Origin of the sequence: Xanthomonas sp. WHRI 7065 (assembly GCF_040203115.2) — a bacterium.
In the GTDB taxonomy this organism is placed as follows: Bacteria; Pseudomonadota; Gammaproteobacteria; order Xanthomonadales; family Xanthomonadaceae; genus Xanthomonas; species Xanthomonas arboricola.
On sequence record NZ_CP168194.1, the window covers coordinates 859169 to 883645 of the forward strand.

Below are 24477 nucleotides of genomic sequence, written 5' to 3' on the forward strand. Positions count from 1 at the left end.
CAACATGGTGCGTCGCACCAGTGCGCTGGCATGGCGTTTGCTCTTTCCCTCTCGACGTTTCCGACGTCCGCGGTGCAACTGGCGGGTGCAACGCCTGCGCTGCGGGATGTTTCAACCGACTGGTTGTTCAATCGAGAGGGGTAGACGCATATGCACCAATCTTCCTGTCGCAGCCTGCGCAGCAGTGTGCTGCTCATGCTTGCGCTGAGCGCCGCGTTGGCCGGCTGCAAGAAAGACGCCGCCACGGAAACGACGACAACGCCCGCACCGGCCGCCAAACCCGCCGCGCCGGCGGCCGCCGCCGTGGTCGATACCGACAGCGAGTTCACTACCAATGCCAGCAACCCGGATAACTGGGGCGGCATCGGGCGCGACTTCGCGCTCACCCGGCACAGCCCGCTGGCCGAGATCAATCGCGACAACGTCAAGAACCTGAAGATGTCGTGGGAAATGAAGACCGATGCCACGCGCGGCCACGAGGGCCAGCCGCTGGTGATCGGCAGCGTCATGTACATGGTCAGCGCGTATCCGAACAACGTATTCGCCATCGACCTGGCAGCGCAGGAGGACGGCGGCAAGGTGTTGTGGAAGTACACCCCGCAGCAGGACGAACGCTCGGTGGCGGTGGCGTGCTGCGATACGGTCAACCGCGGCGCCTCCTATGCCGATGGCAAGCTGGTGTTCGGCAGCCTGAGCGGCGATGTGATCGCACTCGATGCCAAGACCGGCAAGGAAGTGTGGAAGCAGAAACTCGCACACCCGGACAAGGGCGAAACCATCACCATGGCGCCGATCATCGCCGACGGCAAAGTGGTGGCCGGCATCAGCGGCAATGAGTTCGGCGTGCTTGGGCGTGTCGCTGCCTACAACCTGGCCGATGGCAAGCAGGCGTGGTCGTGCGATGCGGCCGGTACCGACAAATCGATCTGCCTGGGTGCGGATTTCAACAAGGCCAATCCGCAGCATGGCCAGCTCGGCGATCTTGGCGTCAAGACCTTTCCCAATGACGAATGGAAGCGTGGCGGTGGTGCGGCCTGGGGCTGGTATAGCTACGACCCGAAGTTGAAGCTTCTGTATTACGGCACCGGCAATCCCGGCCTGTGGAGCCCGTCGTATCGCTGCGGCAAGACCTCGCAGGAGGAATGCAACAACGGCGAGCATGACAACAAGTGGTCGATGACCCTGTTCGCGCGCAAGATCGATACCGGCGAAGCGGTGTGGGGCTACCAGAAGACGCCGTTCGACCAGTGGGACTACGACGGCATCAACGAGCCGATCCTGGTGGACCTGACCATCGACGGCAAACAGGTGCCATCGGTGGTGCAGTTCGACCGCAACGGCTTTGCCTACGTGCTCGATCGCCGCGATGGCACCTTGCTGCGTGCACACAAGTTCGTGCCGGCCAACTGGGCCGAACGCATCGACATGAAGACCGGTCGCCCGGTCAAGGTGGCCGCGCATTCGCCGCTGGAGCGGGGCAAGAAGGTGCAGGCCTTCCCCTCGGCGATGGGCGGCAAGGATCAGCAGCCGTGCTCGGTGGATCCGGCCAATGCGGCAGTGTTCTTCTGCGGCACCAACAACTGGCATATGGAGCTGGAACCGCAGGAACGCGGCAACACCATGATGGGCCTGCCCTACGTGTTCGCCAACGTGATGATGAAGCCCAACGAGCCGGGTGCACTGGGCATCGTCAAGGCCTTCGACGTGGTGGAAGGCAAGTCCAAGTGGGAGATCAAGGAGAAGTTCCCGGTGTGGAGCGGCACCCTGGTCACCGACGGCGGGCTGGTGTTCTACGGCACGCTGGATGGCTGGTTCCGTGCGGTGGACAAGGACACCGGCAAGAAGCTGTGGGAGATGAAACTGCCCTCCGGCATCATCGGCAACCCGATCGCCTACAAGGCCAATGGGCACCAGTACGTGGCGGTGTTCTCCGGCATCGGTGGCTGGATCGGTTTGCCGGTGGCCGCAGGTCTGGATCCGTCCGATCCGTATGGCGCGCTGGGCGCAGCCGGTCTGGCATTTGGTGCCGGCTTCGACAAGATCCCGCTCGGCGGCATGGTGCATACCTTCCGGATCGATGGCGCCGGCAAGACCGTGACCGCCAGCGCCACCGCCACGGCGGCTGCAGGCGGCGGCACCGCCAACACCGCAGCGAAGACCGCACGATGAGTTCCACGCAAGGCGTTGGACGCGCGCACCGGCAGTTCGCTGCCGGTGCACGTGGCATGCACCGGCAGCTGTGTCGGTTGCTGGTGCTTTGCAGCCTCGGACTCGTCGCCGCAGGCTGCACCCGCGAGCCGTCCTCACCGACGGCTCGCGCTTCTGCTTCCGCTGCGGCGCCCGCCACGGCGGCCTCCATTGCGGCACCGGCCACGGCCAGTGCTCCACCGCCAACGCCCGATCCGCGTGTGCTGCGGGTCTGCGCCGACCCAGGCAACATGCCGCTGTCCAACAAGGCTGGCGAGGGCTTCCAGAACAAGATTGCGCAGGTCGTGGCCGAGGCCATGGGCCGGCGCCTGGAATACGAGTGGCGCACCTATTACCAACGCGGGCTGGCACGCAGCACGATCACTGCCGGCCGCTGCGATGTGTTGATGGACCTCAACAGCGATTTCGAGCAGGGCCTGACCACGCGCCCGCTGTATCGCTCGGCCTATGTGCTGGTGACGCGCAAGGGCCTGGATCTGGTGCCGACATCGCTGGACGATCCGGCGCTGAAAAAACTGCGGCTGGGCGTGTTCCAGAGCTCGCCCGCACGTCAGGCGTTATACGAGCACGGCATCAGCGGCCAGGTGCAATACCTGTTCTACGACTCGGCCACCGCGCCGGAAGAACATCCCGGCAAGCTGGTCGAGCGTGTCGCCGCCAATGAATTGGATGCGGCCGAATCCTGGGGCCCGGTGGCCGGTTACTACGCGCAACGCAGCGGCCTGGGCATGGTGCCGCTCAATACCATCGACGATGCGGTGCTGGAGTATTCGATGGCGTGGGCGGTGTCGCGCAAGAACGCGGACCTGCGCGATGCCTTGAACACGGCCATGCAACAGAGTTCAGCAAAGATCGCCGAGATCCTGCGCAGCTATCACGTGCCGCTGGTGCGCTGTGGCGACTGCGTGGTGGCCGGCGATCTGGCCGCGCACGGGCCGTATGCGACGCCGACGCCGGTGTCCAAGGCGCCAAGCCCGGCTGCGTCCTCGCAGGAGCTGGCGCAGCTGCAACTGCGCATCGCCGACGGTGCCGACCCGAACCAGGAACTGGCGCATGCGCTGGATGCCGGCGACGCGGTGCGTACGGCATGGCTGTTGCGGCATGGCGCCGATGCCAACCGTCCCAACCTGCTCGGCGAGCCGCCGTTGCATCAGGCCATCCGCAACCAGGAACCGGATCTGGTCGGCCTGTTGCTCGATGCTGGCGCACGCCTGGATGCGCGCGATGGCAGCGGCTGGACCGCCTTGATGAAGGCGGCCTGGGCCAACGATGCCGATAGCGTGGCCAGGTTGCTCGGCAAGCGCGCGCCGGTGGACACCGTTTCCAGCGATGGCTGGAGCGCGCTGGACCTGGCGGTGTCCTACGCCGATGTGGGCGTGGTGCAGGCCTTGCTCAAGGCGGGCGCGAATGTGCGGCGTGCCAATGCCACCGGTTTTACGCCGGTGATGTTTGCGGTGGCGCGCGACGACCCGGCGATGCTCGATGCGGTGCTGGCAGGCGGTGCCGACGTCGGCCACGCCAACCAGGCCGGCGTCACCGCATTGATGCTGGCCGCCGCGGCTGGGCGCGACGCGGTGGCCAAGCGCCTGCTGGCGGCCGGCGCCGACCCTGCCACACGCAATCGCGACGGCAAGACCGCCGCTGCATTAGCGCAGGCGCGCGGCGACAGCGCGCTGGCCACGCTGCTCACCGAGGCCAGGCGCCCCTCCCAGCAATGACTGTGTCACCCGCCGCGCGCACGGGGTGCGCGGTGCTCCCTCCGATCAGAAAGGTTCGTTCATGCGCAAGTCCACCGTGGGTTGTTTCGATCGTTCCATGCGCGCACCGCTGTGCGCGGTGATGCTCAGCGTCGTGCTGGCCGCCTGCGGCAAGGACGCACCGCCGCCCGCGCCCGCGCCTGAGGCGGCCACCGCACCGGCTGCCAGCCCGCCGGCGCCGGCTACCGGCACCGCCGCGCCTGCGCCTGCAGCGGCGAGCGCCGCGGTGCCCAACCCGGCCGCCGGGCCTGCGCCGGATCCGGCCAAGCCGCCTGCAGCGCCGGCCACCGTGGTGCCGATCCCGAAGGGGCCGGAGGTCAAGGTCACGCCCGAGCTGATCGCCGAGGGCAAGAAGATCTATTTCTCTGCCGGCTGCAATGCCTGCCATGGCGGCACCGGTGGCGGCGGCATGTGCCCGCCGTTGACCAACGACATCTGGGTGTATGGCAGCGACGACGACACCTTGCGTACGCTGATCAGCGAGGGCACTGCCGCGATGATCACCCACGGCAAGACGCGGGTCGGGCATGAAAAGGTGGTCGGGCAGATGCCGCCGTTCGCGCCGGTGCTCAAGCCGGGCGACACCGAAAAACTGCTCGCCTTCATCCATTCGATCAACAAGACCGCGGGCAAGGCGCAATGAGGCCAGCGCCAACCGGTTGGCAGTGCATCCTTGCAGCAACTGCGCTGGTCGCGCTGCTGGCCTTGGCCGGTTGCCGGCGCGATGCCGAGCCGCCGGCGTCCAGCGCGGCGCCGGCGACAGCGACGCCTGCAACGCCCGCCGCAGCACCGGTACCCGCAACGCCGCCGGTATTTGCCTATGTGCCCAACCAGCGCAGCGGCACGGTGTCGGTGATCGATACGCACACCGACACGGTGGTGCGTACGCTCAGTGCGCAGGGGCAACTGGGCAAGCGCCTGCAGCAGGTATTGCCGGGCCCGCAGGGGCATCTGTACCTGATCGATGCCGAGCATCACCGCCTGATCGAACTCGACACCGACAAGGACACGGTGCTGCGCAGCGTGGCGATCGGCGAGAACGCCGAGGGCATTGCGCTGTCGCCGGACGGCAAGCAGTTTGCGGTGTGCGTGGAAGGCCAGAACCAGGTGATGTTGATCGATGCGGCGCAGTTCAGCGTGCAACAGGTGATCGCCACGCGCGGGCAGGCGCCCGAACACTGCGCCTACACGCCGGATGGGCAGTGGTTGCTCACCAGCAACGAGGGCTCCAACGACATGGATATGATCGAGCTGGCCACCGGTCGCTCGCGCGGCGTGGTCGCCACCAGCGGCCATCCGCGCGGCATGGCGTTCGCGCCCGACGGGCACAGCGTCTACATCGCGCAGGAAACCGCCAACGTGGTCGACGTGATCGACCTGCAGACGCGCCAACGCCGCGCCAGCCTGCCGGCCGGCGTGCGCACGGCAGGCGTGGCGTTGTCGGCCGACGGCACGCGGCTGTATGCGTCCAACGGTGGTGCCGGCACGCTCAGCGTGATCGACACCAACACTGCGCGCAGTCTCGCCGAGATTGCGGTGGGGCTGCGGCCGTGGAATCCGGCACTGACCCCGGCCGGCGACAAGCTGTATGTCGCCAACGGGCGCTCGAACACGGTCAGCGTGATCGACACCGTCGCGTTGCGCGAGATCAAACAGATCCCCGTCGGCGAACTGCCGTGGGGCGTGGTCATCGCGCGCTGAGCGGCGGGCATGCCGCAGCGCGCCAGGGAGGCCGGATGAAGACACGCGCTGCGGTGGCATGGGGTCCGCACCAGCCGCTGACCATCGAAGAGGTGGACCTGCAGCCGCCGCGGCCCGGCGAGGTGCTGGTGCGCCTGGTCGCCACCGGGATCTGCCATGGCGATGCGCATGCATTGGCGCACGGGCAAGCAAGCAGCTTCCCGGTGATCCTGGGGCAGGAAGGGGCCGGCATCGTCGAGGCGGTCGGTATCGGCGTCACCAGCGTGCAGCCCGGCGATCACGTCATCCCGCTGTACATGCCCGAATGCGGCGTGTGCAAGTTCTGCCGCTCCGGCCGCACCAACCTGTGCCAGGCGATTCGCAGCAGCCAGGAGCGCGGGCTGATGCCCGATGGCAGCAGCCGGTTCTCGTTGCACGGCCAGCCGATCCTGCACCACATGGGCACCAGCACGTTCTCCGAATACACCGTGGTGCCGGAAATCGCGGTCGCGCGGATCCAGCCGGAGGCAGCGCTGGATCAGGTCTGCCTGCTCGGCTGCACGGTCACCACCGGCGTCGGTGCGGTGCTCAACAGCACGCATGTGCGGCCCGGCGACTGCGTGGCGGTGTTCGGCCTGGGCGGCATCGGCTTGTCGGTGGTACAGGGCGCGGTGCTGGCGCAGGCCGGGCGCATCATCGCGGTGGATATCGACCCGGCCAAGTTCGCGCTGGCGCGCGCGTTGGGCGCCACCGACTGCCTGGATCCGCGCGACTACGGCGCACCAATCCAGCAGGTGATCGTGGACCTCACCGATGGCGGCGCCGACCACAGCTTCGAATGCGTGGGCGATGTCGGCGCGATGCGCGCGGCGCTGGAGTGCTGCCACAAGGGCTGGGGCGAAAGCGTCATCCTCGGCGTGGCCGACGACGCGCAGGAAATCAGCACGCGCCCGTTTCAACTGGTGACCGGGCGGGTGTGGCGCGGCAGCGCCTTCGGCGGAGTGAAAGGGCGCAGCGAATTGCCCGGCTATGTCGCGCGCTATCTGCACGGCGACATCCGGCTGGCGCCGTTGATCACCCGCACGCTGGCGCTGGATGACATCAATCAGGCGCTGGCGGACTTGCGTGCGGCGCGCGGCATCAAATCGATCGTGCTCTATTGAGGGAGACGCAGATGGCAGCAGGCACACGCAGCACAGCGACGTTGCACCATCACGCACTGGCAGGCGCCTGCGCCAGCGCCTTGCTCGCAAGCAGCGCGCTGGCAGTGGCGGCCGAGGCGCCGCAGGTGACCTGGCTGGACCGCATCGAGGTCACCGCCACGCCGATTCCCGGCACCACCATCGATGCGGCGCAACTGCCGTACATGGTGCAATCGGCCACCAACAGCGAGCTGTCGCGCGCGCGCAGCAACAACCTCGGCGATCTGCTGCAGCGGCGCTTCGTCGGCGTGGATGGCAACGATGTGCAGGGCAGCGCGTTCCAGAACGATCTTACCTTCCACGGGTTTCGTGCCTCCGCCTTGCCCGGCGCCTCGCAAGGCGTGTCGGTGTATCTGGATGGCGTGCGTTTCAACGAACCGTTCGCCGACATCGTCAGCTGGGACATGCTGCCCGAGTCGGCAATCAACGCGGTGACCCTGATGCCCGGTTCCAATCCCTTGTTCGGGCCGAACACGCTCGGCGGCGCGGTGGTGCTATCCACTGCGTCGGGCCTCACCTCGCCGGGGTTGCAGGGCGAGCTGAGCGTCGGCAGCGGTGCGCGCAAGCGACTGGATGCCAGTTACGGTCTCGCCAGTCAGGACGGCTGGCATGGCTTTGTCGCGGTCACCGGTTTCGACGAGAACGGCTGGCGCGATGCCTCCGAGGGCCGCCTGGGCACCGTGTTCGGCAAGGTCGGCAAGCAGGGCGAGCAGACCGACTGGAGCCTGTCGGTGCTGCATGGGCGCAGCCGCCTGATCGGCAATGGCCTGCTGCCGGGTACGCGCTACACCGACGATGGCCCCGAACCCGGCCTGTATCGCGCCGACCGCCGCGCGGTGTACACCTCGCCCGATCTCACCCGCAATCGCAATACGCTGTTCACCGCGCAACTGGACCATCGTTTCACTGCGGACACCGCATTGCATGCACTGGCCTACGCGCGCGTGGGCCGCCGCGACACCGTCAATGGCGATATCGGCGAGGACTACGAAGAATTTGTCGAAGAATGCGCCTCCGGCTACGCCGCCGACGGCAGCGCGCTGGATGCCGATTGCGATGTCGCGCGCGCCGATGCCGATGCATTGCCCACCGGCGCGCTCAACACCACCCAGATGCGCCAGGAGGCGCAAGGCCTGGCAGTCAACCTGAGCAGTCAGTGGGGTGCGCATGCGCTCAGCACCGGCGTCACCTTTGATCGTGGTCACGTGCGCTATCAGCAATTCGCCCGCGACGGCTGGGTGCAACCGGACCGCTCGGTCGCTACCGATCCGGATGCCGAGCGCGCGTTCTTTTCCGGCGTGCGCGGCAGCACCAAGACGCTGGGCGTGTTCGTCGCCGACACCTGGGCGCTGGACGCTGCCACCCATCTCAGTGCCGCAGTGCGCTGGAATCATGTGGTGGTGGACAACATCCTCTCCACTGCCGAGGACGGCGACCGCCCACGCGAGCGCTTCGTCTATGCCAAGGCCAATCCATCGTTAGGGTTGACCCATCGGCTCGATTCGGGGCTGACGTTGTACGGCTCGGTGGCGCAAAACAGCCGCGCACCGACCGCGATCGAACTGGGTTGCGCCGATCCCACCCAGCCATGCCGCTTGCCGACCGGCCTGCAGGCCGACCCGCGCCTGGAGCAGATCGTCTCGCGCACGTACGAGCTCGGCGCGCGCTGGGCACCGTCGGCCAACAGCAACGCCAGCCTGTCGGTTTACCGCGCCGACAATCGCGACGACATCCTGTTCCTGCGCGCACCGGACACCCAGCTGGGTTACTTCGACAACGTCGGCCGCACCCGCTACCAGGGCGCGGATCTGGCGCTGCGCCTGCGCAGCGGCGACTGGCAATGGTCGGCCGGCTACAGCTTTCTGGATGCGACCTATCGCAGCGATGGCGAACTGCTGTCCGGCGAGCGCGTGATCGCCTTGCGGCCAGGCCTGAGCATCGCCGCATTGCCGCGCCACAACCTCAAGCTCGGCGTGGAATGGCAGCACGATGCGCTGACCCTGGGCGCTGGGGTGCGTGCGGTGTCCGGGCGCGTGGCCAGCGGCAACGAGGATGGCCAGGTCGACAATGCCGACGACGGCGAGCCCGCACCCGAGCGCATCGACATCGGCACCGCCGGCTACGCGCTGGTGGATCTGCAGGCGCGTTGGCAACTGGGCGCGCGGCTGTCGCTGTTCGCCCGCATCGACAACGTCTTCAACCGCCGCTACGCGACCTACGCGGCCGTGGCCGAAGACGTGTTCCCCGATGGCGAACTCGCGCGCCCACAGGATGCGCCGGTGGAAACCGGCCCGGCAAGGTTTCTCGCGCCGGGCGTGCCGCGGCAGTATCTGATCGGCATACGCTGGGCGTTATGAGGCTGGGGATTCGGGATTGGAGATTAGGGATTCGCAAGGCGCAAGGTGCAATCGCCAGTCGCCCGCAGCGTTATCTGGATGGTGCCGAGCTGCGCTGGTGGAGGGCGCGGTGCCCTCACCGCTCGCGGGACACGCCGTAAACCCGTCCCTGGGGGCTCGGTGGCGGCATCCATGCCGCCACACGGTCCCGCAATCGGTGAGGCCACCGCACCAGAGAGTTGGCTGGTGACGTCATTGAAGAACGAAGACACTGCAGCAGACAGTTGATGGTTACTCGGAAGCTTAGATCAAGAGCCGAGTCGGTCGAGCGCGCGGCGCCCTCACCGCTCGCGGGACACGCCGTAAACCCGTCCCTGGGGGCTCGGTGGCGGCACCCATGCCGCTACACGGTCCCGCAAGCGGTGAGGACACCGCACCAGACAGTTGATTGGTTGCCTTGTTTAAAACCATGCACACCGACCATCTCGACTGGCCCTTGCCCGCCCACCGTCGCGGGACCTTACGCGGCATGGATGCCGCGTAAGAGCCTACAAGGACGTACTTGCGGCGTGTCCTGCGATGGTGGGCGGGCAAGGGCCCTGCAACCAAGCTCCAGATCATCCGCTCCACAATCGCGGCATCCACAAGTGGTGCATGCCGCACCAAACAACAGCAGCACCCACCTGATGGTCAAGAAGTGCTCTTGATAAATCGCTCCAAATACCAGCGCCAAGAACCAGTATGGGCTCTAACGAATCCCCAATTCCGAATCCCGAATCCCTGCCCCTCAATTCCCCAATTCCGAATCCCAAATCCCCGCCCCTCAATCACCCGGTATCCAGGCCATGCTTGCGCAGCTTGCGATACAGCGTATTGCGACTGATGCCCAGGGCATCGGCGGTGCGGCTGACATTCCAGCGGTGGCGTTCGAGTTGTTGCTGCAGCACCAGGCGTTCGGCCTGGTCGAGTGCGACGCGGCCGGGCATGTCGTCGGCGGCCACCGCGCGGCCATCGACCAGGCACGGTGCGCTGCCGGCATCGACGATTTCCTGCGGCAGGTTGGGTAGGCGGATCACCCCGTCGCTGCACAATACCGCCGCCGTGCGCAGCACATTACGCAACTGGCGCAGGTTGCCCGGCCATGCGTAGCTCAGCAGTTTGTGCATCGCTTCTTCGCTGATGCGCACGCTGTGCTCGCTGTTTTCCTCGCGCAGCAGCGTGCGGATCAACTCGGCCTTGTCGCTGCGCTCGCGCAGCGGTGGCAGGTGCAGCACCACGCCATTGAGCCGGTAATACAAATCCTCACGAAACTCGCCGGCCGCCACCCGCTGCGCCAGATCTCGATGGCTGGCGCTGATCACGTGCAGCTCCAGCGGTACCGCACGTTCGCTGCCCAGCGGGGTGACGCATTGTTCTTCCAGCACGCGTAGCAGGCGGCTCTGCAAGGGCAGCGGCATGTCGCCGATTTCATCCAGAAACAGGGTGCCGCCGCTGGCCTGCAGCAATTTGCCATGGCGGCCTTCGCGCGCGGCATCGGTGAACGCACCGCGCGCATATCCGAACAATTCGCTCTCGATCAATGCCTCGGGAATCGCCGCGCAGTTGATCGCCACGAACGCGCCGCCGGCCCACGGCGAACCGCGGTGCACTGCCTTGGCAAATTCCTCCTTGCCGGTACCGGTGTCGCCGCGCAGCAGAATCGACACGCGATGCGCAGCCAGCTTCAACGCATTGGCCAGGTTGTGGCGCATGCGCGAATCCGAGCCGACATGCTCACCGGGTTGCAGCTCGGTATCCGGTGCCAGCTGCGCCGGCCCGCCCACCGCCGGCAGCGCAGTGCGCGCGCGCGGCGGGCGCACCAGTGCGTAGAACCGCCGCCCGTGGCAGGCGCAGCGGATCGACCACAAGGTGCCGGCATCGCTGCCGGCGCGATGCTCGAGGGTGTCGAAATCCAGCTGCATCACCTGCGCGATGTTGCGGCCCACCAACTGGCTGCGATCGATCTTGCCCAGTTGTTCCAGCACCGCCTCGTTGACTGCCAGCACGCGGCCATCGGTATCGATCGCGATCAGTGCCTCGTGCAGCAGGCCGGCGAACTCTGGCCGGCTATGGAAGCGCAGGATGAAGGCATGGCCGAACTGGTTGAGGAAATGCGAGCGCGAGATCTGCGCCGCCGACATGCTCACCAGGGCCACGGTGTGGCGCTGGATCTGCTTGCCGTCCTGGGCATTGGGAGTGGACGCATCCAGCACCGCCAGCAGACCGCCATGCGGGTCCAGGATCGGCGCGCCGCTGCACGACAGCGGCAGATGGCGGGTCAGGTAATGTTCGCCGCGGTGCACGCTGACTGCGGTGCGCTCGGCCGCGCAGGTGCCCAGGCCGTTGGTGCCCTGGTGACACTCGGCCCAGCTGGCGCCGCAGAACAGACCGGCCTGGCGGAATTCACGCAGCAGGGTGGGGTCGTGCACGCTGTGCAGCACGGTCGCCTCGGCGTCGGCAAAGATCACGGCGTAGCCGCTGCCGGCGATCTGCTCGTAGAGGTTTTCCATCTCCACCTTGGCAATGCGCAGCACATCGCCCAGACGTTGCTGGCGCTCGCGCACGTGCAGCGCATCGTGCACCAGCGGTTCGGGGGCTGCCTCGGGCAACAACGCGTAATCGTCCAGGCAGCGTCGCCACGAGCGCGACAGTGGTGCGGCAAGCGGCGCAATGTCGCGCAACCGGCGGATCTGCCGGAGCGCATCCGGTTCGATCTCCGGCAGGGCGATGGACGTGGCGGCGACAACGCTTGGCTCGGACATGGGCCAGCGTTCCTCAGTGGGCGCGAAACGTCAGTAGAGGCACAGATCGGGCTGATGCTCAAACTGCATTGCAGCAATTGCGGTGCCGACGCGCCCCTCTCCTGCGGGAGAGGGGTTGGGGTGAGGGGACGGTGCGAAGCGTTGTGCTGTTCACATGCACGTGGCTTCGCCCGTTCCCTCATCCGCCCCTGCGGGGCACCTTCTCCCGAGGGGGGAAGGGCACAGCGCTGATCGGCGGCGGTGCGCGTTAGAGCGCGTAGCCGAACTGCTGCTTGAACTGGTCGTTGAACTCGGCAAAGTCGAACCGCTGGTTCTGCGTGCCGGGGTGCTCCACCTTCAGCGCGCCCATCAGGTTGCCCATCCGCCCGATCGTCAGCCAGTCGTAGCCGCCCTGGATGCCGTAGATCAGGCCGGCGCGGAAGGCGTCGCCGCAGCCGGTCGGGTCGACCACGCGGCGCTCGTGTGCCGGCGGGATGTCGTAGGTCTTTTCCGGCGTATGCACCAGCGCGCCCTTTGGGCCCTGCGTGGTGATGTAGGCCTGCACGCGCGAGACGATGTCCTTCTCGTCCCAGCCGGTGCGTTCCTGCAGCAGGTTGGATTCGTAGTCGTTGACCACCACGTACTGGGCCTGCTCGATGAACTGGCGCAGTTCCGGGCCGTTGAACAAGGGCATCGCCTGGCCGGGATCGAAGATGAAGGGAATGCCGGCGGCAGCGAACTCTTCCGCATTCTGGATCATGCCCTCGCGCCCGTCCGGGCCGACCAGGCCCAGGGTCACGCCCGGCACATCCTTCACGTGGTTTTCGTAGCTGCGCATCATCGCGCCCGGATGGAAGGCGGTGATCTGGTTGTTGTCGTGGTCGGTGGTGATGAAGGCCTGCGGGGTGAACAGGTCGTCGATGATCTTCACCCGCGACAGGTCGATCCCCAGCGTTTCGAAATGTTCGCGATAGGGGCCGAAGTCCTGGCCCACGGTGCCCATCGGGATCGGCGCGCCGCCGAGCAGATGCAGGTTGTAGGCGATATTGCCGGCGCAACCGCCGAACTCGCGGCGCATGCGCGGGACCAGGAACGACACATTCAGGATGTGCACCTTGTCCGGCAGGATGTGGTTCTTGAACTGGTCCGGAAACACCATGATGGTGTCGTAGGCGAGGGAACCACAGATCAGTGCGGACATCGAGTCAGGCCTTTGCGTTGGGAAATACCCGCCAGTTGCCGGGCATGGCAGCGGGACGGCGCGCGCGCCGCGGCGCAAAGGGTAACGGCTGCGACCGATCAGGGCCACAACCGCATGCCATGCCCGGCGTGACCGGCACATGAAAACGACGCCGCAACGGCCGATTTTTCCTTGCCCGCACCGGGGGGGATTGCTAGGCTAGTGGACTTCGTTTTCTGCCCAAAATTTCGCCAGTCTGGCGGCGGGCACGCGACTTACCCAGGAACAACTCCCTCGATGTTCAAGAAACTCCGCGGCATGTTCTCCAACGACCTGTCCATCGACCTGGGCACGGCCAATACGCTGATCTACGTACGCGGGCAGGGCATCGTACTGAACGAACCTTCGGTGGTGGCGGTGCGTCAGGACCGCGCAATCGGCGGCACGCGCTCGGTGGCCGCCGTCGGCGCCGAGGCCAAGCAGATGCTCGGCCGCACCCCGGGCCACATCACCACGATCCGCCCGATGAAGGACGGCGTCATCGCCGACTTCACCTACACCGAGGCAATGCTGAAGCACTTCATCAAGAAGGTGCACAAGTCGCGCTTCCTGCGCCCGAGCCCGCGCGTGCTGGTGTGCGTGCCGGCCGGTTCCACCCAGGTCGAGCGCCGCGCCATCAAGGAATCGGCGGAAGAAGCCGGTGCGCGCGATGTGTATCTGATCGAGGAACCCATGGCCGCCGCGATCGGTGCCGGCATGCCGGTGACCGAGGCGCGCGGTTCGATGGTCATCGACATCGGCGGCGGCACCACCGAAGTGGCGGTCATCTCGCTCAACGGCATCGTCTACTCGCAGTCGGTGCGCGTGGGCGGCGACCGTTTCGACGAGTCGATCACCAACTACGTGCGCCGCAACCACGGCATGCTGATCGGCGAAGCCACCGCCGAGCGCATCAAGCTGCAGATCGGCTGCGCCTACCCGCAGGACGAGGTGCAGGAGATGGAAATCTCCGGCCGTAATCTTGCCGAAGGCGTGCCAAAGATGATCAAGATCAACTCCAACGAAGTGCTCGAGGCATTGCACGAGCCGCTGTCGGGCATCATCTCGGCGGTCAAGCTGGCGCTGGAACAGACCCCGCCGGAACTGTGTGCCGACGTGGCCGAGCGCGGCATCGTGCTCACCGGCGGCGGCGCACTGCTGCGCGACCTGGACCGCCTGATCTCCGAAGAAACCGGCCTGCACGTACAGGTCGCCGACGACCCGCTCACCTGCGTGGCCCGCGGCGGCGGTCGTGCGCTGGAGCTGGTGGACATGCACGGCAACGAGTTCTTCGCGCCGGAGTGAAGCGTTCGGGATTGGGGAGTCGGCATTCGGGATTCGCAAAAGCGGTTCCTGCCTACGGCCCGGTAGGACTGCTCCGCAGTTCCGCGAGTTTACGTTTTAGCCGCATCCGTATCGGGGGTAGCCAACCGCTCCCCGAATCCCCAATTCCGAATCCCCAATCCCGGCCCTGACAGTGCCCTCCTACGCCGGTCCTCCCGTCGCCTCCCGTCCGGGCGAAGTCACCTCCACGCTGCGGCTGCTGGTCTATCTGGTGCTGGCGATCGTTCTGATCGCGCTCGATAGCCGGGGGGGCTGGCTGAGCCAGGTGCGTCTGCAGGCCAACCTGCTGATCCAGCCGATCTGGGCGGTGGCCGGGTTGCCGGGGCGGATCGGCTCGCAGGTACGCGACAACGCCGCCACCCATGCGCAACTGGTGGAAGAAACCCGCACCCTGCGCAATCAGCTGCTGGTGGCCAACGCGCGCCTGACCCGGCTGCAGACCGCTGCGCTGGACAATGCGCAGCTGCGCGAGCTGCTCAACGTCGCCGAGCGCCGTGGGCTGGACGTGCAGCTGGCGCCGATCCTGGATATCGACCTGGACCCGACCCGGCAGCGCCTGCTGCTGGACGCCGGCAGCCGCGATGGCGTGCTGCTGGGCCAGGCGGTGATCGATGCCGGCGGGCTGATGGGCCAGGTGATCGAAGTGACCCCGCTGCATTCGACCGTGCTGCTGCTGACCGACCCCGACCACGCGGTGCCGGTCAGCGTGGCGCGCAACGGCGTGCGCCTGATCGTCTACGGCCGCGGCGACCGGCTGGAACTGCGCGACATCCCGCTCAGCGCCGGCGTGCAGGTGGGCGACGAAATCGTCACCTCCGGCCTCGGTGGCCGCTTCCCGGCCGGTTTCCCGGTCGGCAAGGTCTCCGAACTGCACCCGGACGACACCCATGCCTTCCTGGTCGGCGAACTGACCCCGGCCGCCAAGCTCGATCGCGGCCGCGATGTGCTGCTGCTGCGTGCTGGCAAGCCGCTGCGGGTGGTGCCTGGGGCCGGGATTGGGGATTCGGGAGTTGGGATTGGTAACGGCAACAGCAACGGCGTCGCGGCGGCGGCCGGCGCGCCGGTGACTGCGACACCGCGCACGCCTGCGGGCGGTGTTTCCAGCGCAGCGACTGATACCGCGCGCCCGACGGCCGCCGCGGCATCGGGCACCGGTACCTCGGCGCCTGCACGGTCCGCAGCGACACCTGCCGCGCCCGGCGCGCTGCCGTCCAGTGCGCCAGCGTCCGGCCGCCCGGCCAGCACGCCCGCCCGCCGTCCCGCATCGACCGCATCCAACGGCCCGAATCCCGATTCCGGTTCGTCCCCACCACAGGGCGCTGCTTCCAGCCAATCCCCAATCCCTACTCCCCAATCCCGTCCGGCTCCGCAGGAGACGGACCAATGACCCGCATGCGCAACACCTGGATCCTGCCGGCGAGCATCGTCATCGCGTTGGTGCTGGGCCTGCTGCCGCTGCCGGTGGTGGTGCAGCCGCTGCGTCCGTACTGGCTGGCGCTGGTGCTGGCGTACTGGGTGATCGAGGAGCCGGACCGGGTCGGGCTGGGCATCGCCTTCGTGGCCGGCGTGCTGGCAGACCTGCTGTATGGCGGGCTACTCGGCGAGCAGGCGCTGCGGCTGGTGATCATGACCTTCATCCTGCAGCGCTTCCGCGCGCGGATGCGCTTCTTCCCGGTCTCGCAGCAGGCGCTGGCGATCGGCGGGCTGCTGCTCAACGACCGCATCGTCTCCTCGGCCGTGCATCTGGCGGTGGGCGAGCCGACCCTGCCGTGGAGCTACTGGTGGGCGCCGCTGCTGGGCATGGCGCTGTGGCCGCCGCTGTTCGTGTTGCTGGATGCGGTGCGGCTGGGCAAGCGGAGCAAGAAGTAAGCCATGCACGGGCGTCGTCACCCGAAGAACCCGCATGCGGAGGCCGAGCAGTTCCGCCGGCGTGCGGTGCTGGGCTTTGTGATGGTGGTGATCTGCCTGGTCGGGCTGGGCGGCTGGTATTTCAAGCTGCAGGTGCTCGACCACGAGGTCTATGCCACGCGCTCGGAAGCCAACCGCATCAAGCCCAAGCCGGTGGTGCCCGGGCGCGGCATGATCTACGACCGCACCGGCCGGCTGCTGGCCGAGAACGTGCCGGCCTTCCGCCTGGACGTGACCCCGGACAAGGTCGCCGACATGGACGCCATGCTGGCCGCGCTGGGCAAGGTGATTCCGATCGCGCCGGAGGATCTGGAGCGCTTCAATCGCGAGCGGCGCGCGCGCCGCAGCTTCCTGCCGGTGACGCTCAAGCTGCGCATGAGCGATGAGGAAATGGCGCGCTTTGCGGTGGAGCGCTGGCGCTTCCCCGGGGTGGAGCTGGAGCCCTACCTGACCCGGCGCTATCCGTACGGGCCGCTGTTCGCGCACATCATCGGCTACGTCGGCCGCATCGACGAGAAGGACCTGGCGGTGCTGGGCGAGGGCAATGCCGCGCTCACCCACATGGGCAAGTCCGGGCTGGAGCGCTATTACGAGCAGGACCTGCGCGGCCAGGTCGGTTACGAGCAGGTCGAAACCAACGTGCAGGGGCGGGCGATCCGCACCGTCGGCCGGGTCGCGCCGCAGTCGGGCGCGGACCTGCGCCTGTCGGTGGATGCCGACCTGCAGCGCGCGATGGTGGCCGCGTTCGGCGAGCACGAGGGCGCGGCGATCGCGATGGACCCGCGCACCGGCGAGATCCTGGGCATGGTCAGCCTGCCCAGCTACGACCCCAACCTGTTCGTCAACGGCATCTCGCATACCGATTTCAAGATGCTCAACGACAACCCGTCGCGACCGCAGTTCAACCGGCTGGTGCTGGGCGGCGTGGCGCCGGGCTCCACGCTGAAGCCGCTGATCGCGCTGGCCGGCCTGGACAGCGGCCTGCGCCGGCCGGAAGACCGGGTGCTGTCCACCGGCATGTTCTACCTGCCCGGGGTCAGCCGCGGCTGGGGCGACTCGCACCGCGGCGGCCATGGCTGGACCGATCTGCGCAAGTCCATCGCCCAGTCGGTCAATACCTATTACTACCGGCTGGCGGTGGACATGGGCATCGAGCGCTTCGACCACTACCTGGGCGAGTACGGCTTCGGCCAGCCGACCGGGGTGGACCTGCTCGGCGAGATCGGCGGCATCCTGCCGTCGCCGGCCTACAAGTACAAAACCCGCAAGGAGCGCTGGTATCCCGGCGACACCGTCAACATCGCCATCGGCCAGGGCGACTGGAAGGTGACCCCGCTGCAACTGGTGCGTGGCGTCTCGGCGATCGCCAGTGGGCTGCTGCTGCGCCCGCACCTTGTGCTGGAGCAGCGCACCGGCTTCGATCACCCCTGGCAGCCGATGATCCAGCCGCCGGGCAAGCCGATCAGCCCGAGCGCGGCGCACCTGCAGGTGGTGCGCGAGGGCATGATGGACACCATGCGCCCCGGCGGCACCGGCTATGCGATCACGCCGGGCGCGCCGTATCAGATGGCCGGCAAGACCGGCACCGCGCAGGTGGTCAGCCGCAAGGGCGTGGCCGCGGTGGACCCGCGCAGCCTGCCGCTGCACCTGCGCCACCGTGGCCTGTTCGTCGGCTTCGCGCCGGCCGACAACCCGGTCATCGCAGTGGCGGTGGCGGTGGAGGGCGGTGGTTTCGGTACCAGCTCGGCAGCGCCGATCGCACGCAAGATCTTCGACGCCTGGCTGCTCGGCAAGCTGCCCGCCGGCCTGGAGCCGCTGGACAGCGAGCTCGGCATGACCGCGGTGGGCGTCAACCAGTTCGAAGCCGGCGCCACCGATGCGCGCCAGGCCGGCGATGCGGCCGCGGCCACGCTGGAGGAGCTGCCGGTGGTGATCGGCCAGACCGCGGTGGCGTTGGACCCCAACACGCCGGCGCAGCCGGTGGTGCCGGATGTGCCTGACGCGGTCCAGGAGACCGACCATTGAGTGACATCCTGCGCTGGCTGGTGGACATGGTTGCGCGCTTCACGCGCAGCCTGGACTGGGTGCTGTGCCTGGCGCTGGGTGCGCTGATGGTGATCGGCCTGTCGGTGCTCAAGAGCGCGGGCGGCGCCGCCAACGGCGATCACCTGGTGATGGCGCAAGCCGTGCGCTTCGTCATCGGCCTGGCCGCGATGTGGGGCATTTCGCGCATGTCGGTGCTGCGCCTGCGCGCCTGGACGCCGTGGGTATACGGCTTGTCGATGCTGCCGTTGCTGGCGGTGTTCGCACTGGGCACCGGCAAATACGGCCGCCAGTGGCTGGACCTGAAACTGTTCTACCTGCAGCCGGCCGAACTGCTCAAGATCAGCCTGCCGATGATGGCGGCTTGGTATCTGCACCGCATGCCGTTGCCGCCGCGCATTTCCACCGTGCTGGTGACCGGCGTGATCATCGGCGTGCCGACCGCCCTGATCATGCTGCAGCCGGACTTCGGCACCGGCGTACTGATCGCCGCCAGTGGCGTGTTCGTGCTGCTGCTGGCCGGCCTGCCGTGGTGGTGGGTGGCGGTGGGCGTGGGCGGCGTCTCGGCGGCCGCGCCGGTGGCCTGGTTCTGGCTGCTGCGGCCGTACCAGAAGGACCGCATCATGATGTTCCTCAACCCGGAAAACGATGCGCTGGGCGCCGGCTGGAACATCATCCAGTCCAAGATCGCGATTGGCTCGGGCGGTTTCGACGGCAAGGGCTGGGGGCTGGGCTCGCAGTCGCATCTGAACTTCATTCCCGAACAGACCACCGACTTTGCATTCTCGGTGCTCAGCGAGGAGTTCGGCTGGATCGGCGTGGCGACCGTGCTCAGCCTGTACCTGATCGTGATCGCGCGCTGCCTGTGGATCGCCTCGCAGGCGCGCGACACCTATTCGCGCCTGGTCGCCGGTGCCACCGGCCTGGCCTTCTTCGTCTACGTGCTGGTCAACGGCGGCATGATTTCCGGCCTGCTGCCGGTGGTGGGCGTGCCGATGCCGCTGATGAGTTACGGCGGTACCTCGGCGGTATCGCTACTGGCCGGGCTGGGCCTGGTGATGGCGGTCAAGGCGCACCGCCCGGTGCACGGCTACTGAGCCGGCACGTTCTGCAGCCGACGCTGACAGGCACTCACCCATGTCGAAAGAGCCAATCACACCTGGCCAGGCGCAGCACGCCGCTGGCGACAGGCCCATGACACGCAGCTGACGCTGCGCAGGGCGCGCGCGGTTCTGCGCGCTGCGTTGCAATGACGACATTCCGGCGCGGTGCCGCTTCGCGCATGCGGCATCGGGTTCGCTCGCCTTCTGTGAATGGGCGCGTCGCTCCGTAGAGTCCGATGCGCCGCCGTCCTGCGCCATTCCTCTTCCAGGTGACCTCTTCCATGAAATTGCTAACCGCCGCGATCGGCGGTGTCTGTCTTACGTTCGCCGCACACGCCGGCGCCATCAACCTTGCCACCGGCGATACGCGCGCGGTCTCCGAGCCGGCGATTCCCGCCACCTGCCAGCCGGTGAGCGCGAGCCACACGCCAAGCGGGCGGCTGTTCGACGCCGCGCTGGAAAGCGCGCCGCCCGACACCAAAGCCATCCAGGCCGCGCTGACTGCCTGCACCGGCAAGAACGGCAGCGTGCTGCTCAAGGCGGGTACCGGCAACGCGTTTCTCAGCGGCCCGCTGACCATTCCCACCGGCGTCACCCTGGTCGTCGATCAGGGCGTGACCCTGTACGGCTCGCGCAATCCGGCCGACTACGGCAGCGGTTGCGGTGTCGCAGGCGCCAAGAGCGGCGGCTGCCTGCCGCTGATCAGCGTCAAGGGCACCAGGTCGGGCGTGATGGGCGTACGCACCGGCGGGCGTCAGGGCACGATCGACGGGCGCGGCGACCTGCCCATGCTCGGCAAGAGCACCACCTGGTGGGAGTTCGGCGAAAACGCCAAGGCTGCCGGCCAGGTGCAGAACAGCCCGGACCTGGTCAAGGTGCAGAACTCCAACACGTTCACCCTCTACAACATCAATCTGATCAATGCGGCGTACTTCCATTTCTTCGCGCATATCGTCGATGGCCTGACCATCTGGGGCGTGCGGGTGAAGTCGCCGGCGACCAGCCCCAACACCGACGGCCTGGACCTGGACAGCGTGGTCAACGCCAGCCTGGTCGACAACGATGTAATGGGCGGCGACGACTGCGTGGCGATCAAGACCATTGCGTCCAAGTCCGGCAACATCAGCGTGCGCGACAACCGCTGCTACGGCACCCACGGCATCTCGATCGGCAGCGAGGTGATGTCCGGGGTCAACAACGTGCTGGTCGACAACAACGCCATCACCGCCACCGACGATGTCGGCAATCGCAGTACCGACAATACCGGCTTGCGCATCAAGACCAGCCTTGCCAAGGGCGGCCCGGTCAGCCTGGTCACCTATCGCAATACCTGCCTGTACGGGGTGACCAGCCCGCTGGTGATCAACCCGTTCTATTCGGTGGGCGGTAGCGGCACCAAGCCCAGCTTCGTCGGGATCGTCGTCAACGGCCTGCGCACCACCGGCGATGTCGGCCTCAAGGGCAAGGGCTGGATCCTGAAAGGCTTCGATGCGCAGACGCCGCTGGACCTGACGCTGGCCAATGTGGCCACCGGCAATACCGCGGTCTCCGCCAGCGATGCGCAGATCGGGCTGAGCAACAGCGCGCTCACCCCGACCGGCAGCAACGTCATCACGTCCAGCGTGCAACTCAGTGGCAGCGTACCCACCTGCTCGACTGCGCCACGCTTCCCGGCCCTGTAATCGACCAGGCGCGGCCACCGGCCGCGCCTGATGGCCGGAGTGACATCAAAGGAAGCAAAACCTGCCACTCATGCGGTCAGATGAAGAAGCCAGAAGCAGGCCCACGGCATGCCGCAAAAACGCAACGCCTCGCCACGGTCCACCAGACAACCCCGGTCGGCACGCGAGCACCCCGCACCCCGCACCCCACAACTCCCGAATCCCGAATCCCGAATCCCCATTCCCCATTCCCCATTCCCCATTCCCCATTCCCCATTCCCCATTCCCCATTCCCCATTCCCCATTCCCGCGGCACCCAAACCCATCCCCAATCCCCCTCCCAAATTCCCTGCCGCCCAAAGCGGCAAACTAAAGCTCTTTCCTTTCATGGTCTTATTGCCAGAAGTTCATCTGTTCTCTGTTACCCTCGGCCGATGATTCGACGCACTCTGACCTGCCTGCTCACCCTCGGCCTTGTCGCCTGCGCGACTCAGCCCAGCCCTCCGACCCCGCCGCCGGCCGCCAGCGCGCCCCCGGCCAAGCCGCCGAGCGCCCCGGTCGCGCCCGTCAGTGCCGCCGCCGAAGCGCCCGCGCTGCCGCCGGTGGACCTGACCCCGGTGCCGTTCGAGATCGCCCGCGCCAACTTCGTGCGCGACACCGCCGCCAAGTACGGCATCGACGCCGCACAGATCGAAGCAGTGCTGGCGCAGGCGCAATTCAAGGACGCCATCGTCACCGCGATGTCGCGCCCGGCCGAGCGGGTCAAACCGTGGAACGAATACCGCCCGATGTTCATCACCCAGGCGCGGATCGATGGCGGCCGCAAGTTCCTGGCCGAGCATCGTGCCGAGCTGATCAAGGTCGAAGCGGCCACCGGCGTGCCGGCGCAGGTGATCGTGGCCATCATCGGAGTGGAGACCAGTTACGGCAGCAATGCCGGCAAGTACCGCGTGCTGGACGCGCTGTACACGCTGGCGTTCCGCTACCCGCGCAGCGGCGACCCGGCCAAGCTCGAACGCGAAGTGCGTCGCGAGCTGTTCTTCCGCGATGAACTCGGCCAGCTGTTCGCGCTCGGCAAGGAAGAGCAGCTCGATGTCACCACGCTGATCGGCAGCTATGCCGGCGCGATGGGCATGGGCCAGTTCATGCCGTCCAGCTACCGCCAGTTCGCCGTCGACGGCGACGCCGACGGCAAGCGCAACCTGTTCACCGACCACAACGACGTGTTCGCCTCGGTCGCCAACTACTTCGTCAAGAAGGGCGGTTGGGTGCGCGGTGGCCAGGTCGCGGTGCCGGCCACGCTGGCCGCCGGCCACGAGGAATTCAATCCCACCGACTGGTCGCCGGTGTACACGCTGGCCGACCTCTCTGCGCGCGGCTATCACCCGAATGCCCCGGTGGTGGCCGGCAGCACCGCCACCCCGATCACCCTGGACGATGCCAACGGCAAGCAGTACTGGCTGGGCTTCCAGAATTTCTACGCGATCACCCGTTACAACATTTCCAAGATGTACGCGATGGCCGTGTTCCAGCTGTCCGAGGCCATCGCCGGCAAGGAGTTACCCCCGGCATGAACAGCACGACAGGTCCCAAGTGGCTGATCCCGATGGCGCTGATGCTCGGCCTGGCGGCCTGTAGCAGTGCACCGAAGAAAAGCGCCGGCACCGGCGGCAGCGGCGCGATCAAGGGCGTCAAGGTCGACGGCAAGGGGCCGGCGTATGTGGCCACCGGTTGCCCCTCGACCTCGCCCTACGCACCCGCCAAGGAAGACCCGTCCACGCGCGGCGACTACACCGCCGGCGGCCTGTACAAGCCCGGCGTCAAGGACACCACGCCGGACCACGTGCCCAATGTGGCCTGCATCCCCGAACCGCTGGTCACCAACGAGCCGCGCTCGGCGGTGGGCAACCGCTCGCCGTATGAGGTGCTGGGCAAACGCTACGTGGTGATGGACAACCCCGGCGACTATGTCGAACGCGGAACCGCCTCGTATTACGGCAGCAAATTCCACGGCCGGCTGACCTCCAACAAGGAGGTCTACGACATGTACGCCTTCACCGCCGCCCACAAGACCTTGCCGTTGCCCAGCTTCGCCCTGGTGACCAACACCGACACCGGCGACTCGGTGGTGGTGCGCGTCAACGACCGCGGCCCGTTCCACGATGGCCGCGTGATCGATCTGAGCTACGCCGCTGCGGTCAAGCTGGGGATCACCGGCAAGGGCACTGGCAACGTCGAGGTACGCGGCCTGACCGAAGCCGACAACGGCAATCTGCTGGCCAAGCGCCGCAGCGGCAGCGCGCCGGTCCGCACCGCGGTGGCCGCCGCACAGCCGGCTACCAGCGCCAGCCAGATCGATGGGTTGGTACAGCGCCTGCCCACCCGCACCGTGCCGGCCGCCGCCCCGCGCGCAGTGGCTTCCAGTGCCGCCGCTCCGGTGGTCGCCGTGGCGGCAGGCAGTGCAGGGGCTGCTGCGGTTCCCGCGGGCGAGCGTTGGCGCTACCGCGTGGCCGATTCGCGCCAGCCCGGCAACGCCGACAACTTCGATGCCTGGATGAAGTCGCAGGGCGTGCGCGTGGCCACCGGCAAGCCGGCTGCCGCCGCGCCTCGGCCTGCCTCGGCTGTCGCGGTGGCGGTCGCGCCAGCCGCCCCGGTCGCGGTGGCGGCGATCAAGCCCGCCGACAGCGCGCCGGCACGTCCGCTCAGGAGCGAACCGGTACCGGTCAAGGCGCCGAGCGTGGCCGAGGCGGCACTGGGCGACATCCTGTTGCAGGTGGCCAGTTTCGCCAGCCGCGAAAACGCCAACCGCGCGCTGTCGCAGCTTGCCTCGGCCGGGATTGCCGGTGCCAGCGTCAGTGACATCGTCAGCGGCGGTCGCACCTTGTGGCGGCTGCGCGTCAACGCGCGCGATCACGCCAATGCCTCGGAAATCGCGCAGCGCATCGCTGGCCTGGGCTTCGGGCGCCCGCAGATCGTCGCCAACTAGCCACGATCGATCCGGCAGCCTGGGCGTCGGCAGGTAGCCCGGCGCCCGCTATCGACAGGTAGCGTTGGGCAGCCGCGATCACGACGCGCCCCATGCAGCTTGCTCGATCGCCCAGTGCGTCAGCCAGGTTCGGCGCGTCGTCTGCCGCCATCGCTGAACTGCGCAGGCGCGCGCAGCATCGCGCGCGTCGCCCTGATCGCCGTGGCGCCTTACAATTTCGCATTACCCAGCCTTCGGGCCCGTCAGGAGT

The 24477-nt window shown here is 67.5% G+C and carries 16 protein-coding genes; 14 read left to right on the forward strand and 2 right to left on the reverse strand.

Annotated features, from left to right (window positions below; translation table 11 throughout):
- Nucleotides 1-150 precede the first annotated feature (150 nt).
- Genes ABQY64_RS03675 through ABQY64_RS03700 form a run of 6 tightly spaced genes read left to right on the forward strand, consistent with a single transcriptional unit; the run spans nt 151 to nt 9204 of the window.
- A complete protein-coding gene (locus ABQY64_RS03675; RefSeq protein ID WP_349779679.1) occupies nt 151-2169 on the forward strand; it encodes a methanol/ethanol family PQQ-dependent dehydrogenase in 2019 nt (672 codons plus the stop codon).
- The gene (locus ABQY64_RS03680; RefSeq protein WP_349779678.1) at nt 2166-3926 is read left to right on the forward strand and encodes a quinoprotein dehydrogenase-associated putative ABC transporter substrate-binding protein; all 1761 of its coding nucleotides are present in this window, start codon (nt 2166-2168) and stop codon (nt 3924-3926) included. The genes ABQY64_RS03675 and ABQY64_RS03680 overlap by 4 nt, the downstream gene beginning before the upstream one ends.
- Nucleotides 3927-3951: 25 nt before the next feature.
- Nucleotides 3952-4608 (forward strand): c-type cytochrome, encoded by a 657-nt coding sequence (locus tag ABQY64_RS03685; RefSeq protein ID WP_349779677.1) that lies wholly within the window; start codon nt 3952-3954, stop codon nt 4606-4608.
- A complete protein-coding gene (locus tag ABQY64_RS03690) occupies nt 4605-5666 on the forward strand; it encodes a beta-propeller fold lactonase family protein (protein WP_349779676.1) in 1062 nt (353 codons plus the stop codon). The genes ABQY64_RS03685 and ABQY64_RS03690 overlap by 4 nt, the downstream gene beginning before the upstream one ends.
- 35 nt (nt 5667-5701) lie before the next feature.
- Nucleotides 5702-6808: an S-(hydroxymethyl)glutathione dehydrogenase/class III alcohol dehydrogenase gene (locus tag ABQY64_RS03695; RefSeq protein WP_102583391.1), complete on the forward strand. Its 1107-nt coding sequence runs from the start codon at nt 5702-5704 to the stop codon at nt 6806-6808.
- An 11-nt stretch (nt 6809-6819) separates the two neighbouring features.
- The gene (locus tag ABQY64_RS03700) at nt 6820-9204 is read left to right on the forward strand and encodes a TonB-dependent receptor domain-containing protein (protein ID WP_349779675.1); all 2385 of its coding nucleotides are present in this window, start codon (nt 6820-6822) and stop codon (nt 9202-9204) included.
- Between the two features lie 806 nt (nt 9205-10010).
- Here ABQY64_RS03700 and ABQY64_RS03705 read toward each other — a convergent pair.
- Together ABQY64_RS03705 and ABQY64_RS03710 are read right to left on the reverse strand one after the other, a co-directional pair.
- Nucleotides 10011-11984: a sigma-54-dependent Fis family transcriptional regulator gene (locus tag ABQY64_RS03705; protein WP_102583393.1), complete on the reverse strand. Its 1974-nt coding sequence runs from the start codon at nt 11982-11984 to the stop codon at nt 10011-10013.
- A gap of 247 nt (nt 11985-12231) precedes the next feature.
- Nucleotides 12232-13164: a carbohydrate kinase family protein gene (locus ABQY64_RS03710; protein ID WP_003482735.1), complete on the reverse strand. Its 933-nt coding sequence runs from the start codon at nt 13162-13164 to the stop codon at nt 12232-12234.
- A gap of 276 nt (nt 13165-13440) precedes the next feature.
- Here ABQY64_RS03710 and ABQY64_RS03715 point away from each other — a divergent pair, with 276 nt between their 5' ends.
- The 8 genes from ABQY64_RS03715 to ABQY64_RS03750 all read left to right on the forward strand — a co-directional run bounded on the left by ABQY64_RS03715 (nt 13441) and on the right by ABQY64_RS03750 (nt 24227).
- A complete protein-coding gene (locus ABQY64_RS03715; protein WP_006452025.1) occupies nt 13441-14487 on the forward strand; it encodes a rod shape-determining protein in 1047 nt (348 codons plus the stop codon).
- A gap of 172 nt (nt 14488-14659) precedes the next feature.
- A complete protein-coding gene (mreC, locus tag ABQY64_RS03720; protein ID WP_104561886.1) occupies nt 14660-15913 on the forward strand; it encodes a rod shape-determining protein MreC in 1254 nt (417 codons plus the stop codon).
- Nucleotides 15910-16395 carry a rod shape-determining protein MreD gene (gene mreD, locus ABQY64_RS03725; protein WP_016900812.1) on the forward strand — a complete coding sequence of 162 codons (486 nt, stop codon included), beginning with the start codon at nt 15910-15912 and terminating at the stop codon, nt 16393-16395. Before mreC ends, mreD begins: the two co-directional genes overlap by 4 nt.
- Before the next feature lie 3 nt (nt 16396-16398).
- The gene (gene mrdA, locus ABQY64_RS03730) at nt 16399-18459 is read left to right on the forward strand and encodes a penicillin-binding protein 2 (RefSeq protein ID WP_102583394.1); all 2061 of its coding nucleotides are present in this window, start codon (nt 16399-16401) and stop codon (nt 18457-18459) included.
- The gene (rodA, locus tag ABQY64_RS03735) at nt 18456-19574 is read left to right on the forward strand and encodes a rod shape-determining protein RodA (RefSeq protein ID WP_024940727.1); all 1119 of its coding nucleotides are present in this window, start codon (nt 18456-18458) and stop codon (nt 19572-19574) included. Before mrdA ends, rodA begins: the two co-directional genes overlap by 4 nt.
- 287 nt (nt 19575-19861) lie before the next feature.
- Nucleotides 19862-21262, forward strand: coding sequence for a glycoside hydrolase family 28 protein (locus tag ABQY64_RS03740; protein ID WP_102583395.1), 1401 nt, complete (start codon nt 19862-19864; stop codon nt 21260-21262).
- A gap of 413 nt (nt 21263-21675) precedes the next feature.
- A complete protein-coding gene (gene mltB, locus ABQY64_RS03745) occupies nt 21676-22815 on the forward strand; it encodes a lytic murein transglycosylase B (RefSeq protein WP_104573340.1) in 1140 nt (379 codons plus the stop codon).
- Nucleotides 22812-24227, forward strand: coding sequence for a septal ring lytic transglycosylase RlpA family protein (locus ABQY64_RS03750; protein WP_349780763.1), 1416 nt, complete (start codon nt 22812-22814; stop codon nt 24225-24227). Before mltB ends, ABQY64_RS03750 begins: the two co-directional genes overlap by 4 nt.
- The last annotated feature ends 250 nt before the right edge of the window (nt 24228-24477 follow it).

Bases quoted from the DNA above. Each gene is read 5' to 3' on its own strand.
- ABQY64_RS03675 (WP_349779679.1), top strand. From the start codon at position 151: ATGCACCAATCTTCCTGTCGCAGCCTGCGCAGCAGTGTGCTGCTCATG.
- ABQY64_RS03680 (WP_349779678.1), top strand. From the start codon at position 2,166: ATGAGTTCCACGCAAGGCGTTGGACGCGCGCACCGGCAGTTCGCTGCC.
- ABQY64_RS03690 (WP_349779676.1), top strand. From the start codon at position 4,605: ATGAGGCCAGCGCCAACCGGTTGGCAGTGCATCCTTGCAGCAACTGCG.
- ABQY64_RS03695 (WP_102583391.1), top strand. From the start codon at position 5,702: ATGAAGACACGCGCTGCGGTGGCATGGGGTCCGCACCAGCCGCTGACC.
- ABQY64_RS03700 (WP_349779675.1), top strand. From the start codon at position 6,820: ATGGCAGCAGGCACACGCAGCACAGCGACGTTGCACCATCACGCACTG.
- ABQY64_RS03705 (WP_102583393.1), bottom strand. From the start codon at position 11,984: ATGTCCGAGCCAAGCGTTGTCGCCGCCACGTCCATCGCCCTGCCGGAG.
- ABQY64_RS03710 (WP_003482735.1), bottom strand. From the start codon at position 13,164: ATGTCCGCACTGATCTGTGGTTCCCTCGCCTACGACACCATCATGGTG.
- ABQY64_RS03715 (WP_006452025.1), top strand. From the start codon at position 13,441: ATGTTCAAGAAACTCCGCGGCATGTTCTCCAACGACCTGTCCATCGAC.
- mreD (WP_016900812.1), top strand. From the start codon at position 15,910: ATGACCCGCATGCGCAACACCTGGATCCTGCCGGCGAGCATCGTCATC.
- mrdA (WP_102583394.1), top strand. From the start codon at position 16,399: ATGCACGGGCGTCGTCACCCGAAGAACCCGCATGCGGAGGCCGAGCAG.
- ABQY64_RS03740 (WP_102583395.1), top strand. From the start codon at position 19,862: ATGAAATTGCTAACCGCCGCGATCGGCGGTGTCTGTCTTACGTTCGCC.
- mltB (WP_104573340.1), top strand. From the start codon at position 21,676: ATGATTCGACGCACTCTGACCTGCCTGCTCACCCTCGGCCTTGTCGCC.
- ABQY64_RS03750 (WP_349780763.1), top strand. From the start codon at position 22,812: ATGAACAGCACGACAGGTCCCAAGTGGCTGATCCCGATGGCGCTGATG.